At 61.4% G+C, this 15,653-nt stretch carries 9 protein-coding genes and 1 pseudogene; 1 reads left to right on the forward strand and 9 read right to left on the reverse strand.

Annotation, left to right across the window (positions count from 1 at the left end):
• From WB528_RS05030 to WB528_RS05040, 3 genes and pseudogenes are all read right to left on the reverse strand, one after another.
• Window positions 1-238, reverse strand: a pseudogene (locus WB528_RS05030) (amino acid ABC transporter permease); the annotation flags it as partial.
• Window positions 238-1,440 carry an amino acid ABC transporter permease gene (locus WB528_RS05035; RefSeq protein WP_423887327.1) on the reverse strand — a complete coding sequence of 401 codons (1,203 nt, stop codon included), beginning with the start codon at window positions 1,438-1,440 and terminating at the stop codon, window positions 238-240. The pseudogene WB528_RS05030 and the gene WB528_RS05035, both read right to left, overlap by 1 nt.
• Before the next feature lie 21 nt (window positions 1,441-1,461).
• Window positions 1,462-2,478 (reverse strand): amino acid ABC transporter substrate-binding protein, encoded by a 1,017-nt coding sequence (locus tag WB528_RS05040; protein WP_423887328.1) that lies wholly within the window; start codon window positions 2,476-2,478, stop codon window positions 1,462-1,464.
• 323 nt (window positions 2,479-2,801) lie between these two features.
• Between WB528_RS05040 and metC the strand changes: the two genes are divergently transcribed.
• Window positions 2,802-3,992, forward strand: a complete 1,191-nt coding sequence (gene metC, locus WB528_RS05045) for a cystathionine beta-lyase (protein ID WP_423887329.1) — start codon at window positions 2,802-2,804, stop codon at window positions 3,990-3,992.
• A 50-nt stretch (window positions 3,993-4,042) separates the two neighbouring features.
• Here metC and WB528_RS05050 read toward each other — a convergent pair whose 3' ends face one another.
• The 6 genes from WB528_RS05050 to WB528_RS05075 all read right to left on the reverse strand — a co-directional run bounded on the left by WB528_RS05050 (window position 4,043) and on the right by WB528_RS05075 (window position 15,139).
• Window positions 4,043-4,372 (reverse strand): lipid-A-disaccharide synthase N-terminal domain-containing protein, encoded by a 330-nt coding sequence (locus WB528_RS05050; RefSeq protein WP_423887330.1) that lies wholly within the window; start codon window positions 4,370-4,372, stop codon window positions 4,043-4,045.
• Window positions 4,369-5,109: a glycosyltransferase family 2 protein gene (locus WB528_RS05055; protein ID WP_423887331.1), complete on the reverse strand. Its 741-nt coding sequence runs from the start codon at window positions 5,107-5,109 to the stop codon at window positions 4,369-4,371. Before WB528_RS05055 ends, WB528_RS05050 begins: the two co-directional genes overlap by 4 nt.
• A gap of 46 nt (window positions 5,110-5,155) precedes the next feature.
• Window positions 5,156-5,992, reverse strand: a complete 837-nt coding sequence (locus WB528_RS05060; RefSeq protein ID WP_423887332.1) for a phosphatase PAP2 family protein — start codon at window positions 5,990-5,992, stop codon at window positions 5,156-5,158.
• Window position 5,993: 1 nt separating this feature from the next.
• Complete coding sequence (locus WB528_RS05065) at window positions 5,994-7,736, reverse strand: ArnT family glycosyltransferase (protein ID WP_423887333.1); 1,743 nt, start codon at window positions 7,734-7,736, stop codon at window positions 5,994-5,996.
• A gap of 51 nt (window positions 7,737-7,787) precedes the next feature.
• Window positions 7,788-9,815, reverse strand: coding sequence for a penicillin-binding protein 1C (gene pbpC, locus WB528_RS05070; protein WP_423887335.1), 2,028 nt, complete (start codon window positions 9,813-9,815; stop codon window positions 7,788-7,790).
• Between the two features lie 98 nt (window positions 9,816-9,913).
• The gene (locus tag WB528_RS05075) at window positions 9,914-15,139 is read right to left on the reverse strand and encodes an alpha-2-macroglobulin family protein (RefSeq protein WP_423887334.1); all 5,226 of its coding nucleotides are present in this window, start codon (window positions 15,137-15,139) and stop codon (window positions 9,914-9,916) included.
• Window positions 15,140-15,653 lie beyond the last annotated feature (514 nt).

A 15,653-nucleotide genomic window follows, 5' to 3' on the forward strand; every position in this document is an offset into this window, starting at 1 on the left:
GCGCGAGGCAGGCGGTACGGTCCTTCCCGCTCCAGACCGCGTCAATCAGGAGAAACTTGATGGCCGGGACGATCGTAAACCACAGCAGCAGCGCGCTTGCGATCGTCAACAGGATATTGGTCGGCGAATTGAAAAGGCGCGTGCGCAGGAAACCGACGAAGCCCGTCACCTTGACCGGCGCGGCCCGCTCCGGAATCAGTTCCTGCCGAACGAATGGCGATGTCGCAAGATCGTCCATTAGCCTATGCTCCGGCCGATCCGCGAATTGTAAAAGCTCATGAGCGCGCTGGTTACCAGCGAGATCAGCAGATAAACACCCATCGTGATGGCGATGATTTCAATCGCCTGTCCGGTCTGATTGAGCGCCGTGCCTGCAAACACCGAGACCAGATCGGGATATCCGATCGCCACAGCGAGCGAAGAGTTCTTGGTAAGGTTGAGGTATTGGTTGGTCAGCGGCGGCAGAATGACACGCATCGCTTGCGGCACCACGATCAGCCGCAGCGTCGCACTCCGCGTCAGACCAAGCGAAGAGCCGGCTTCCATCTGTCCCTTGTGAACCGCGAGGATTCCGGATCGCACGTTCTCGGCGATAAAGGCGCCAGTATACGTCGATAGCGCCAGCGTCAGCGCCACGAACTCCGGAATGACTCGCGAGCCGCCGGCAAAATTGAACCCTTTGAGTTGCGGCAATTCGAAGGCGAAGGGGGCGCCAAACACCAGCCCCGCAAGCAAAGGTAGGCCAACGAAAAGGCCCGCAACATAGGGCCAGATCGTTATCACCCGGCCCGTTTGAAACAGCTGCCGGCGTGCCTGGGACCGCATTAGCAGCGACGCCATCACCGCGATCAGAAGCGAGATCGCCACAGGCTCCAACCCCGGCTGCGGAATGGGCGTCGGAACCACGAGCCCCCGATTGGAGAGAAAGGCAATCCCGAACAGCGAAATGCCTTGTCGCGGCGCTGGCAGCGCTCCGAGCACAGCGAGATACCAGAATAATATCTGGAACAGGAGCGGCAGATTTCGCAGCAATTCGACATAACCGCCGCAGATGCGCGACAGCAACCAGTTCGGCGACAAGCGGCCCAGCGCAATGAGGAACCCAATGATGGTCGCAAAGAAGATGCCAATAACCGCGACCAGCAGCGTGTTGAGCAGGCCAACAAAAAACACGCGTGCGTACGAATCTGATCCGGAGTAGGGAATGAGGCTTTGATTGACGTCAAAGCCCGCGTTGTTGGTCAAAAATCCAAAGCCGGCCGCAATTCGTTGCGACTGCAGATTACTCCGGACGTTGGCGACGACTTCGTAGCCAATCCAGGCCAGCGCAATCACAAACAGGAGCTGAACGACAAATCCGCCCCATCCCGCCTTGCCGCCGAGCGTACGCCGCAATCTGGCAACAAATTGCCGCGGCGGGGCTCGTGGCTCGATACTCATTCTGCGGAGGCTCCGGCGCGATCAGCGGATCGGCGGCGCGTATTGAATTCCACCCTTGTTCCAGAGCTGATTTAATCCACGAGAGATCTTGAGCGGCGAACCGGCGCCAACATTCCGATCGTAGGTCTCGCCGTAATTGCCGACGGCCTTGATGATCCGGATCACCCAATCCTTGGTGACACCGAGTTGTTCGCCGAAATTGCCATCGGTCCCGAGCACCCGTTTTAGTTCGGGTTTGTCGGATTTCGCCATCTCGTCAACGTTTCGTTGGGTAATGCCGAGTTCTTCGGAATCGACCATGGCGAATAGCACCCATTTGACGAGGTCGAACCATTGATCGTCGCCATGACGAACCATCGGGCCGAGCGGCTCCTTGGAAATGATCTCGGGAAGCACGACGTGATCGTCCGGGTTGGTCATCTTCAGACGGTAGGCATAAAGACCCGACGCATCGGTCGTGAACGCGTCGCAGCGTCCGGATTCGTAAGCCTTGACGGTCTCATCTCCCCCGGCAAACGCAACCACCTCATACTTCATGTTGTTGCCTTTGAAGTAGTCGGCGAGGTTCTGTTCCGTGGTGGTACCGGTCTGGACGCAGACCGATGCGCTATTCAGTTCGAGAGCCGAATTCACCTTCAGGGACTTTCGCACCATGAAGCCCTGGCCGTCGTAGTAGGTTACCCCGGTAAAATTTGCGCCAAGGGTGGTGTCGCGCGAAAGCGTCCAGGTCGTGTTGCGCGACAGCACGTCGATTTCCCCGGATTGCAATGCGGTGAAGCGGTCCTTGGCCGACAGCGGCACAAATTTGACCTTGGTCGGGTCGTTGAAGATAGCCGCCGCGACCGCGCGGCAAATATCCACGTCAATTCCGGTCCAGTTGCCCTTGTCGTCAGGCGACGAAAAGCCTGGCAATCCCTGGCTCACGCCGCAGGTCAGCATACCGCGGTCCTTGACCGTCTTGAGCGTTTGCGCGGTCGCAGACTGTGCGGAAAACCCGGTGGCGAAAGCAAGGGCAAGGACAAGAGATACGCGTTTCATGGCGAGGCCTTTCGAAGGTCGTCCGGGAACGATGACGACGCAGGCATAAAGCGGGACAGCCGATGATCCGCCGCAAAATATCGGTCCGGACGGGCAAGTTCGCCCTTATCCCGGCCCGAAAATGAAGCGGCGGTCGCGGCAGGCCCCTCAACACTGCGACGAATTGGTGGGCCGCATCACAGAACGACTGGCGGGCCGGGTCAAGGGGTTGACGCACGTCTTCCCTGCCCTGCTATTAACCGGCAAACTGGCGACCCGAGCTTCAAAATTCTCTTGCAAAATGCCCGGAGACCGGACCCGCCGATAAGGAGACCAGCAAGAACATGAGCTCTGGCGACGACGAAGGCAAAATGCCGATGAAAACCGAAACCGCGCTCGTGACCGCGGGGCGTGACACCAAGGCGCAGAAAGGATTCGTCAATCCACCCGTCGTTCACGGTTCCACCGTGCTCTATCCGACGGCAGATGACCTCCATGCGCATCGCGGCGAATTCCAGTATGGCCGCCACGGCACTCCAACGACCAGAGCGCTCCAGCAGGCACTGGCGGCGCTCGAAGGGCCACAATGCGCAGGCGTCGGCATTGCGCCTTCGGGGCTTGCTGCGATCACAACGACCTTGCTCGCCGTGTTGAAGTCGGGTGACCACCTTCTGGTTTGCGACAACGTCTATCGCCCCTCGCGCAATTTCTGCAACGGCCTGCTTTCACGCTATGGCGTCGAAGTGACCTATTTCGATCCACTGATCGGTGCGGGCATTGCCGGCTTGTTCAGGCCCAACACACGAGCGGTGCTCATCGAAGCGCCTGGTTCGCAATCCTTCGAAATGCCCGATGTTCCCGCAGTCGCGTCTGCCGCGCATGCCCGTGGCGCGATCGTGATCGACGACAATACCTGGGCGACCCCGTTATTTCATCGCTCGCTGGAGCAGGGTGTCGACATCAGCATTCAGGCCGCCACCAAATATATTGGCGGCCACTCCGACATCATGTTCGGAACCATTTCGGCCAATGCCAGGACATGGCCGGCCATTTCCGACGCGATCCGGCTGCTTGGAGTCTGCGCCGGCCCCGATGACGTCTTTCTCGCGATCCGCGGACTACGGACGCTCGCGGTGCGGCTTGCGCAGCACCACCGCTCGGGGCTGGAAATGGCGAAATGGCTGGCGCTGCGGCCTGAGGTCTTGCGGGTGCTTCATCCAGCGCTTGAAAGCGATCCCGGCCACGCGATCTGGAAGCGGGATTTCACCGGGGCATCCGGGCTGTTCGGCGTCGTTCTAAAGCCGGTACCGAAGGCTTCAGTCGATGCCCTGCTCAACTCTCTCAAGCTGTTCGGCATGGGTTATTCGTGGGGCGGTTTTGAAAGCCTCATTATTCCGTTCGACTGTACCGGATATCGGACGGCGACGGAGTGGGCGCCGGGCGGACCGACGCTGCGGCTGCATATCGGGCTTGAGAATGTCGAAGACCTCAAAGCCGATCTTGTCCGCGGATTTGAAGCCCTGCGGGCGGCCTGATATCCGTCAGATGGCTTTGCTATCCAACGAGGTGCCTTGCGGCGGTTAGCTTAGCTACCCGTCGTCATTTGGTCCTTGTGGAGGGCGATGAAGTAGAGATTGCGGAGATAGACCACAAGACCGAGCGCCTGACCTGCGATGAAAACCGGATCGCGGCGATAGAGCGCGTAGACCAGCAACAGCGCGCCGCCACCGATCGAGAAAAACCAGAACGCCACCGGAATCACGCTCCGGCGGGCGCGCTCCGATGCGATCCACTGCACCACGAAGCGCATGGTGAAAAAACCTTGCGCTACAAAACCTAACATCACCCAGCCATCGAACTTGATGATGAAGACATCGTTCAGGTAGCTGACGAGGTTATTGAAGAGCTCCGTCATAAGGTCACCTCGGTCACATCAGGCGTCGGCTTCTTGCGGCGGATTAGCCACCATACCCCCGCGAGATCCATGATTCCGATCCATAGCCGGTCGAAAAAGCCATAGTTTGACACGCCTGAATGCCTCGGGCGGTCGATCACATCGACATAGACGATGCCATATCCCTCGCGGCGAACCAGCGCCGGCAGAAAGCGATGCAACCCATCGAAATAAGGCAGCGCCAGAAACACATCGCGCCGGAATGCCTTCAGTCCACATCCGGTGTCACGGGTACCGTCGCGAAGGATGGCATTACGAACGGTGTTGGCGATGCGCGATTGGATTTTTTTGAATCCTGTGTCCTTGCGTCCCACTCTTTGGCCGGCGGCCAGGCCTGAGCGTTCGCCACCCTCTTCGATCGCCGAAATCAGCGCCGGCAAGAAAATCGGATTATTCTGACCATCGCCATCCAACGTCGCCACAATCGCGCCGCGCGCCGCGCGAACGCCGCTGCGTACCGCTGCGGATTGGCCCGTGGACACCGCATGGCGCAACTGACGCAAGTTCTTGCGCTCCTTCATCGCGCTCTTGAGCCGTTCTGCGGTCGCGTCCGTCGAGCCGTCATTGACGTAGATGATCTCGTAATTCCAACGGGTATCGAGCGCCGCGGTTATCTCGGCAATCAATGGTGCAATATTGTCCGCCTCGTTGCGCACGGGAACGACGATGGAAACCGCGATTGTGTCAGAAGAAGGCAAATCTCACCCGCTAGCATTGACCGGCGGCCGGCCGGCGGCTCGCTTCTTATGGGGCTGGTGGCCCGGCGGCAACCCCTTTGAGAGCTCCTCCGGCGACTGACGAAATGATCCCACCGCTGCCGATCGAGAATCCCAAGCCACGGACGGCGAACCAATATCGGACACACATGGCCCCGATAAGCCCGACCGCAGCGCCTGCCAAGACATCGCTCGGATGATGCGCCAGAAGCACAAGACGGGTAAACGCGATCATAAGCGCATAGGCGAACATCAGGCCCCGCAGCCGCGGCCAGACCGCGGCTACGGCGAACGCCAGCGCAAACGCCGTGATCGCATGCGAGGACGGGAAGCTGGCGTGAGCTTCCGTTCCCGCAAAGGGAGCGAAGTTGAAGGCATTGGCCGCTCCGCCAACGAATGGGCGGCCCCGTCCGGCGATCCACTTCAACACCTCGCCTGCAACGAGCGGCACCGATACCGCCAACAACACGAACTGTAGACGCAATCCGATCGCCAGCAGCCGCCGCCGTGCAGGTTCATGCACGGCAGGCGCAACCAGCCCGACCGCAAGCAGCAAGGCGGCTGCCAGAAACAGAACGTAACTGTCCTTGCCGAAACCGGTCAAAATGCGAAGCGGCCAAAGGCTTGCTGTATCGCGAGGCGGCATCAGCCCGATTTCCCACGCGTCAAACCAGACCATCAGCGTGACAACCAATAGCACTGCGAGAACGACTGTGATCAGCGTGTTGCGTGTCAGCCGTCGCGCGGCCTCGGTGCGATATACCTGCGACGGCGGACGCACCAGTTGCGTTGCCGATGTCGAGACGACCATGAAAAGACGCGGAAGATAACTCGTAGATTCATCGGCGCGGGACTGAATGGACATCTTACTCCGTGCCTTCGGAACGGAAGATGGCGATCGAAATCGCCCGCCCCTGCGAAATGTTGTAGCCCTCGACGCGCGACGCCACGTTGTAGCGAAGGCCAATCGCCTCGGCGCGCTGGGCAAAGCTCCTTTCGGCACGCTGCTCGATCAGGGCAAATCGGCAACTGCCTTGGGCGAGAAAATCGGCAGCGCCTGATCCATCGGTCAACAGCGTTGAGGTGCCGGTCATAAAGACCAGACTTGGCTCATGAAAGCCGGCTGCGGCGGCTTTCGGTCCGACGCAGACGACGTTGCGGAGCGCTCGGGCCACCTCTGCGCTGGGGAACAAAGGCGTCAGCGCCGGCAACACAACGCCATAGATGGCGAACGCCAGAAACAGGGCTGCGACCACCGCATTCAACAACGAGCGTTCGGCGCGATTGTCGTCGTAGAGCCACCACGCAAACAGCCCGAAGATGAGTGCTGCGGCCACAAAGGGCCATGCCATGAACACAGGCTGGCGCGTCAGGCCCACTGCCGCGACAACGGCGGCAAGTGAAGCGAGCGCGGGAATGGCAAACCACCACCCTGCCCCTCGCGTCAACCATGAGCGCGACAAGACGCGCCGTTCGAGCGCGCCGACGGTGAGGATCGCAATCGCCGGATAGAGCGGCAAGACGTAGTGCGGCAGCTTCGTCAGAACGATCTCGAACACGATCCAGGAAGGGATCAGCCAGGCCAGCAGAAACTGCGCTCCCGGCTCCCGCCTTGCCCGCCAGACCGCCGGAGCCGCCATCGCCGCCAATGGTGCGCCCGGCCAGAAGGTCAGCCAGAACAGCAGCAGATAGAGGCCGGGTGGCATGCCGTGCGATTCCTGCGCCGCCAGCTTGCTCAGCATGTCGCCACCGATTGAATCGGCAAAGAAGGCATCGCCTGCTCGCCAGAAAATCGCGATGAACCACGGCAAAACGAGAACCAGGAGCCAGATCAGGCCCCATACCGGCCGAAGCCGCCAAAGCCACGCCGCCGAGCGATCGAGAAAGGCCAAAGTCAAGATCGTCAACGCGACGAACATCAGGATCAACGGCCCCTTGATGAGGATACCACCGGCCAGGGCCGTCCAGAAAATCGCCGGCCATGTCCATGGCTGATGCGGCGAGTCATCGCCGCGTTGCCAAGCGAGGTAGATTCGCGCCAACGCCCCCATCGCGGCCACGACCGTGAGCAGCAGCATCGCGTCCGTCTTGGCAAGCCGGGCTTCGACATTGAGCAGCACTGAACTAGCCATAATGAGTGCCGCCAGAATCGCGCCGCGCCGGGTGACAAAGGCGAGCGCCGTCCAGTAGGTCAGAAGCACGGCGCCGAGTGCGCCGATCAACGACGGCACGCGGTAAATCCAGATGCGAACCTGAGCACGTGGCAGACCAAGCGCGGACGCGGTTTCGACCGCCGCCGCCTGCATCCAGTAGATGCCAACCGGCTTTTTGTACCGCACGTCGTCCTGGAAACGGATATCGACGAAATCGCCGCTCTCGACCATCTGTTTGGTCGCCTGCGCGAACCGTGCTTCGTCCCGATCAATCGGCGGGATACTGAAGAAGCCCGGCAGGAATAGCAAAAATCCGCACAGCACCAGAAGCGCGACCGCGCGGACGTGACTCGCGGTTGCGAAATCAAGGAGATCGACGAGCCGGCTGCCCCGATCGACCTTTTTTTGAGGCGCGCGCGGCTGTCCAAATCGAGGGTGGGGATAAGTCTCGCTCATCGGTTCCGCATACGCTGAAAACGACGTCGCGACAACCGCTTAGCGAAGTTGCTACTGAATTCTGACAACGACTGTGTCGGCCGCGCCCTTGGCGTCGACGACCGTCAATCTGACAAAGCCTGGCCCCGGTGAATCGATCAGTCGCTGGCGGCGGCCATCGAGTTCCCCAACCGACATCCCATTGACGAGCATGGTGATCGGAAGCACGCCACCTGCCACTTTTACGGGCATCGACGAAACTGAAACCCCGTCGGCGCCGGAGGTATCGATCCGCGAGCCGTTCAACGGGAATTGAATATGCGGCGCCCGCTCGCCATCGGTTCGAACCAGATCGCCCAGCGGACGATAGCGCCGCAGCGGCAGTGGCAGCTTGGCATTGCTAGCTACCAACGTTCCCTTGGGCGGTTTCGGCAACGCCGCAGGTAATTTGCCCGTGCGGGCAAAGGCGTCAAACAGGATCGGCGCAGCCGCAGTACGGCCGACAATACCCGGCGCGGGAGCGCCATCGGGGCGACCGACCCAGACACCGATCGTAATCCGCCCGTCGAAGCCAATCGACCAGGCATCGCGGTAGCCGTAACTGGTGCCGGTCTTGAAGGCGATCCGGTTGCGTACCCCGTTCTCCGGCGGCGGCGTTCCCAACAAAACATTGCCGACCTGCCAGGCGGCAACCTGGTCCAGCAATCGTTCCGGTTCCCGCGCTTCGCCCCGCTGGCTTTGGAACTGGTCTTGGATTTCCCGCAACGGCCGTGTGTTGCCGAGCCGCGCCAGTCCTGAATAAAGCTGCACAAGATCCTGCAACGTGATCCCGACGCCACCCAGGCCCATCGCCAATCCGGGCGCCTCATCTTTCGGCAACTCCAGATTGGCACCGGCCTGCTTCAGCCGCGAGGAAAGGCGGCTGGCGCCGACGCGATCGAGCAATGCCACCGCTGGCACGTTGAGCGACATTTGCAGCGCCTTGCGCACCGGGACCGTGCCCTGGAAGGTCATGTCGAAATTTTCCGGCGCGTAGGAGCCGAAGCGCATCGGCCGGTCGTCGATCAGGCTTTCCGGATGAACGAAGCCGTCCTCAAAGGCCAGGCCGTAGATGAACGGCTTCAGCGTCGATCCCGGCGAGCGCACCGCGCGGGTCATGTCGACCTGGCCGGCGCGGCGCTCGTCGAAATAGTCGGGCGCGCCGACCCTTGCGAGCACGTCGCCGCTCGCATTGTCGACCGCAAGAATGGCAACGGAGATGTTCGGGCCCAGCGCGACGGCGCGGTCGCGCGCAAGACTTTCCAGCGCCTGCTGCAAGCCTGCGTCGAGCGTCAGCGTAATGACCGACTTATCCTTCACCGACAGCATCGCGTTGTCGGCCGAATGCGGAGCGAGTATCGGCATCGGCTTGCGCATGCGTGGCACCGGAACGGCCTTCGCAACCGCCGCGTCCGCATCGGAGACAACGCCTTCTTCAACCATGCGATCGAGCACACGATCCCGCGCGGCGCGCGCGGCATTCGGATGACGGTCAAGCCTGCGGTTTTCCGGCGACTGCGGCATGGCGACCAGCAAGGCTGCTTCCGAAAGCGACAACCGTTTCGGCTCCTTGCCGAAATAGGCGATTGAGGCGGCGCGAATACCTTCCAGATTGCCGCCGTAGGGCGCCATCGCCAGATACAGATCGAGAATCTGCTCCTTGCTCATCTGGCGTTCGATCTCGACCGCACGAACGATCTGCCTGAGCTTGGCATGGACGGAGCGTTGCCGCCGCGGCTCCATCAACCGGGCGAGTTGCATGGTGATGGTCGAACCGCCGGACACGATATGACCGCGGGTGACAAATTGAAACACCGCGCGACCAAGCGCCAGAATATCAACACCACCATGCGAGTGAAAGCGACGGTCTTCGTAGGCGAATAGCAGCTTCAGATAGGTGGGGTCGACATCCGTGGCCGCATCGACGGGTAATCGCCAGCGACCGTCGGCCATCGCATAGGCACGCAACAGTTTCCCGTGACGGTCGACGATCGTCGTGGAGACTTCGCGCGCCTGCGCCAACGGTAGCGGTCCGAGCGAGGCAACCCAACCGGCAAACATCGCTGCCAAGACAAGGCCAGCGAGCGCGAGCACCGTCCAACCCGTTCGCCTGCGGCTACGAACAGACCTGATCACGACTGCTTCTTCTGCATTTGCACTCATTTGGCAGAACGGACCTCGACCGAACCTGTGCCCGTGCGCCCATAACGCGAGGGATTATACATATCCTCGACATAGGCCTGTGGCAGCACATATTTGCCAGGTGAAACGGCCCGGACCACGTAGGCCACCGTAAAGATCGAGTTGTCGTTGGCAGCCCTATCGATGGCCGCCGTGAAACGATCGTCACGGAACTCGGTGTCTTCCGGTTCCTCGCCATCTTCGATCCAGGCGAGCGTGCCGGTATCGCCAGACGAAACCAGATGCGGGTTGTCGATCTCGAAACCGGCCGGGAGATAATCCGACACCATGATGTGGCCGAACTCCGGCTTGGCTTCGGTGATCTTGAGCACCACCGCAAACCGATCGTTCTGCTTTACCTTCGAGACATCGGCCGGTTTGCCGTCGAGTGTGAAGTAGTTGCGCTCGATCTTGAAGCCGTTCGAAGCGGCCGGTTCCGGCGTGACTGGCGAACCGCCGACCGAGACGACCGTCTGTATCGGCGCATCACCGGTATTGGTGATCTTGATCGGCCTGCCGACCATCTCCGCCGCCTTGTAGCTGCGATAGAGCGCGGTCTTGATCGGCGCCCCGTCGACATCGAGTGCCATGGTCTCGTTGGCAAGCGCCCGCGATGCCAGCACCAGCCAGGCGTTTTCCTGGGTTGAGGTGTAAGGCGTCAACCCGCGGGCCGCTTCCACCCGTGACACGGCCTGCATCAGTGTTGCTCGCGGCGCATTGCCTTCGCCTGCAAGCGAGACCAGCGCCGCAGCATCGCGCAACGCGCTGCCGTAGTCGACCCGGCCGAATTCAAGCGTGGGCTTCGGCGCCAGGCTGTCGGCGGCCGCGGCATAGACCCGCTCTGCCCTCGCCCGGTCGCCGACAAGGGCCAGCGCCGCGGCAAGTTGCGCTTTCGCAATCGGTGTCGCCAGATTGTTCAGCTTGGTATCGGCGAGATAACGCAAGTCCCCGATCGGCGCCGTGCCGTTACGGGCGAGCACATAGAGGCCATAAGCGAGATTTCGCCCGCCGTCCTTTTCAGGCTCCTCGGCGTTCACGACGGAATTGCGGATGCGGTCGAGCGCGCTGCGGAACAGCACGTCCGGCACCGTAAATCCCTTCTCACGCGCACGCGTCAGAAAGTCCGTGACGTAGGCATCGAGCCAGGCGTCGTCGCCACCGGCCGACCACAGACCGAACGAACCGTTCGAGCCCTGACGTGCCAGGAGACGATCGATCGCATCGCGGATGCGCTGGTCGATAGCCGTATCCATTGCCAGATGTGCTCCCGCAGCGAGATCGTTGACGTAGAGCAGCGGCATCGCACGGCTGGTGATCTGTTCTGAACAGCCGTGGGGATAACGATCGAGCGCTTTCAGGATGGTTGCTGCGTCAAGCGCAGTGGAGAGACTCGCGGAAATCGAGACCGTACCGGTGCCGTCGACCAGATCGGAGAACATATCCGCTGTCAGTGTCAGGCTCTCGCCCTTCGCCAATGTTCGGATCGAGCGGCGCGCGAGAACCTGCGTCGCGGGCTTCACATCCAGCGCATAGTGCCGCGCCAGCGTCAGTCCGCTAGGCCCCTTGATATCGACATCGAGACTGGCCGTGCCTGCACCGCCGGCATCGAGCGCCACCGACATCGACGTCCGCTGTTTGGCAGCCAGTTTCACGGTGGTGGCCGGATTGCCGTTCACCTTCACCGTTCCCGAAGCCTTCACGTTAACGGTGTAGTCACCGGGCGTACCCTCGACATTGTCGAGATCGAGACTCATCGTGCCGCGATCGCCATTGAGCAGGAAACGCGGCAGCGTCGCCGTAAGCACGACCGGATCGCGCACGGTGACGTCGACTGTGGCCCGGCCGAGTTTTGTCGCCGTCCACGCCACCGCCATCACGCGTGCCGTGCCGGCGAATTCGGGAATGTCGAAGCTGATTTCGGCGGTACCGTCGGCAGCAACCGTCACAATTCCGGAATAGAGCGCGAGCGGCTTCTGCGTCGGCGGACTGCCTTGCAGTTCCGCGCCGGCGCTGTCGCCGCCCGTCCTGAGCTGGCCGCGGGTGCCCTGCATGCCGTCGATCAATTGCCCGTAGAGGTCGCGGATCTCCGCGGTCAGACGGCGCTGGCCAAGATAGTAGTCGTCGGGCGCCGGCGGCTTGTAGTTGGTGAGATTGAGGATACCGACATCGACAGCGGCGACGACAACCTTGGCATCTTCGCCGGGATTGAGACCCGTCAATTTCACCGGCAGCTTCAGCGTGGAATTCGGACGCACCAGCGCCGGCGGCGAGAGATTGACTTGAAGGGTGCGCGCCTTCTTGTCGATGCCAAACCATTTCAGCCCGATGGCGCGGCCCGGCATACGCAGCGCAGCCGCATCGAGCGGACGGCGCAAGGTCGCGACCACATAGGCGCCGCTTCCCCAGTCCTTGCCGACGGGAATCCTGACCTGAGCGGTGCCTTCCTTGATGTCTGTCGTTTGGGTCGTCAGCAGGCGGTCGCCAAGAACGTTGATCGTCAGTTTGCCGGCCGAACGCGCGTTGACCGAAACCACCATGGTGTCGCCGGATTGATACTCCGGCTTGTCGATCGAGGTTTCCAACAGATCCGGTGTGTCGGCGCTGCCATCGGAGTACCAGCCGACGTCAAACTGGACCGAGGTCAGCGGACCGTCGGCGTCGGTCGATTTGACGTCGAGGCGATAGCGTCCCGGCTGCGGCGATAGCGTGATGCGCGCCGGGCGATCGGCCGCGACTACTAGATCGCCATCTGCGACCCTTGCGGTCGATTTGACCGGCTCGAACTCCCACGAGGAATTCTGGCGATACCATTGATAGCGGGATTCGATCTTCAAGAGCTCGTAACGCAGGCCGTCTTGCGCCAGCGGTTTGCCTTCGGGCGAGACGAACACGACGTCAAACGCAGCCTTGTCACCCTCGGCAACGTTCTTGTCGCCGAACAGCGGCCTGACGCCGATCATGGCGGCGGTTGGCGTCACCGGCAGCACGATCTTGCGCTCCACCGCGCGGCCACCTGCTTCCGCCATGCGGATGAAAATCTGCGCTTCCTGCGGACGCGTCGATGTCGGCGGCTTTGCGAGGCTGACCGGGAAGCTCGCAACGCCATTGGCGTCGGATTCCGGCAAGTTCTCGATCGGAGTTCGCTCGTTGCTGGTGTTTTCCTCATCCGCAACGCCGAATTGATAGCCGGCAAAACCGATGCGTTCTTCGGCGGGCGCTACCAGCACGTCGCCTTCGAGCTGGAGTCCAGAGGCAGGCGCACCATAGAGAAAGTGGCCGTCCACCTTAACTTCCACGGCCGCATCGGCCTTGATCTGCTTGGCTTTGCTGGTGAGTTCGAAGTCGATGCGCTCGGGGATATAGTCTTCGACCATAAAGGTCGTTTCACCGACGGAATTTCCTTTCGGATCGGTGAAGGCGCGCACCCGCCAGGTTCCGGTCGGGACCGCCGAATTGAGCGCTACCGCCAGCGTCCGGCCGCCCGCGCCCTGATCGGGCAGCGCAGCACGGCGAAATTCGACGCCATCGGGCCGCTCAATCACCAGCGTCAAGGGACCGCCCGAAATGGCATTACCCAGCCCGTCGCGCAGAAGCGCCGCGAGATAGACCGTTTCATTGGAGCGGTAGACACCGCGCTCGGCATACACGAAGGCGTCCGCACCGGCTGGAACGGTCCTGCCGGAAACGCCGCGATCCGACAGATCGAATGCACTGGATTTCAGGCTGAGGAAGGCATAGTCGGCCTTGTCGGTCGTCACCGTCAGCATGGCCGGCGAAAGACCGCCCTCGCCGCGCGCCAGACCCGCTTCAAACACTGCATGACCCGTATCGTCGGTCTTGCGGGTAGCGAGAATCTCGTTGTTACGCGCTACGAGGCGAACCTCGGCCTTGGCGACGGCGTCGGTGGACGCCAGCGAATTCACAAATACGTGGATGCCGTCGTTGCCGGAAAACGCCGTCAGACCGAGGTCGGAGACGATGAACCACTGCGTCGCCAGCCCTCCATCGTCGCCGCTACCGCTGCCCGGGCCCTTGGCGGCTGCAGTCATGACGTAAATTCCAGGCAGCATGGCACCGAGCGCCTCGTCGACCGGAAAAGCCGTGGTGACGTCCTGATTGAGCGTCATCGCCGTTGCGAGTTCGCCGGACCAGACCTTGACGCCGCGCTCATCGCCGAGACTGGAAAGCTCGTACCGGCTCAGGGTTCGCTGAAAATCACCGTCGATCACGGTGTTGATCAGATTGCGATCGCCGATCCGAAATACGTTGATCGATACCGACGGCGTATTGACGCTGACCAGCGGAATCCCGCGCTGCCCGGTACGCGGCAGCACATAGGCGCGGCCGGTGAAGCGGACGAATGGCTTGCGGTCGCGGACATAGACGTTGAATTCAGCCGATTTGGGCAGGCCTTCCCTGACCGACGATGGCAGACCGGCGCGCAGATTGATGTTGTAGCGCTCGCCGTGTTTCAGGCCATCGACACAGAGCTGCCTGCCTTCGGAGGTCAGGGCCGGCTTGTCATTGCCGGCCAACGCGATGAACGGCGCAAAATCAGTGCGCTTGGCAAGCTCCTCGGAAAACTGGAAACAGGCTCGCGGCGAGGCTGAATCGGAATCGATCGTGTAGTCGAGTAGCTGGAAGCCGTGCTCGTCACGCATCTTCTCATATTGGCCGCGCACCTCGGCGACCTCGCGCAGATCGAGTGAAAGCCGCAAGCTATCCAGTGCCGGCCGCCACAGCTTGCGCTCCGACATCGCCCGGCCGAGCACGGCGAGCGCATCTGCTTCGTCACTGGCATTGGCGGCACGCTGGTAGGCGATATAGGCCGCGGTCGAGGCGCGCTCGAACAGGAAGGTTTGTTCGCTGGAATTAGCGGGCCGGATCTGGAAGATGGTGCGAGCCAGCCGCAGCCAGTTGCCGCTGTCGTCGGGACTGGTGGCGGCGATTTGCCCGAGGATTTGCAGCCCGGTCCGGAAATCGTTGCGCCTGAAGGCGGCGTCCGCGTCGCCTTTCAGCGCCGCGCTCGACTTGTTCACTGCGCCGGCCTCGCTCTTGATCTGAGCCTCGAGCTTGATCGCCGAATCGGCGAGATCGTCGCGCTTGAACGGCTTGTCGGCTGCCCTGGCCGAGGGGAGACCGGCTGAAATCAGGCCAAGCGATAGCGTGGCGCCAAGAAGTGCCGCCCGAACCAAACCAATCATGATGGAACTCCCGGTGCGGCGAGCACGCCGCAGATCAAAAGAAGTGCGCTAAAAGGTGACGGACTCGTGGCGGACAAGGCAGGGTACGAAAAAGTCATATGCGACATTTGTGGAAGGCCTTAGATATCTTAACCCTGCGGCCGTCCGGGGGCAGCAAGGCAGGGCCGGCCGAAGCGTCATTCGGCCAACTTGTGGAGTGGACTTGACATTCGCTACCGCGCCAGCCGCGAATTCGTAAACCGAATGTCAAATCCAAAACTCCACTAGAAACTTATATTTGGTAGTGGTCCTTTGATTCCAACATGCAAGACGGCCTGCCGAACCGGGATGCAAATGTCGGAATCGGACCGCTACCCCTTTGTCGCGGGCCTCCTGAAATCGGTTCGGGTTTGCCTGGCCGGAATGCTGATTTTTTACTTTCGGTGGTATAATAGCCGCCCAACGGTCCCATAGCTCAACTGGATAGAGTAACGGATTTCTACTCCGTGGGTTGCAGGTTCGAATCCTGCTGGGA

The organism is Bradyrhizobium sp., assembly GCF_049586575.1.
Taxonomy (GTDB): Bacteria; Pseudomonadota; Alphaproteobacteria; order Rhizobiales; family Xanthobacteraceae; genus Bradyrhizobium.

What these genes read in the sequence shown, in the direction of transcription:
- WB528_RS05035 (WP_423887327.1), bottom strand. Translation starts at nt 1,440, where the DNA reads ATGAGTATCGAGCCACGAGCCCCGCCGCGGCAATTTGTTGCCAGATTG.
- WB528_RS05040 (WP_423887328.1), bottom strand. Translation starts at nt 2,478, where the DNA reads ATGAAACGCGTATCTCTTGTCCTTGCCCTTGCTTTCGCCACCGGGTTT.
- metC (WP_423887329.1), top strand. Translation starts at nt 2,802, where the DNA reads ATGAGCTCTGGCGACGACGAAGGCAAAATGCCGATGAAAACCGAAACC.
- WB528_RS05050 (WP_423887330.1), bottom strand. Translation starts at nt 4,372, where the DNA reads ATGACGGAGCTCTTCAATAACCTCGTCAGCTACCTGAACGATGTCTTC.
- WB528_RS05060 (WP_423887332.1), bottom strand. Translation starts at nt 5,992, where the DNA reads ATGTCCATTCAGTCCCGCGCCGATGAATCTACGAGTTATCTTCCGCGT.
- WB528_RS05065 (WP_423887333.1), bottom strand. Translation starts at nt 7,736, where the DNA reads ATGAGCGAGACTTATCCCCACCCTCGATTTGGACAGCCGCGCGCGCCT.
- pbpC (WP_423887335.1), bottom strand. Translation starts at nt 9,815, where the DNA reads ATGTTTGCCGGTTGGGTTGCCTCGCTCGGACCGCTACCGTTGGCGCAG.
- WB528_RS05075 (WP_423887334.1), bottom strand. Translation starts at nt 15,139, where the DNA reads ATGATTGGTTTGGTTCGGGCGGCACTTCTTGGCGCCACGCTATCGCTT.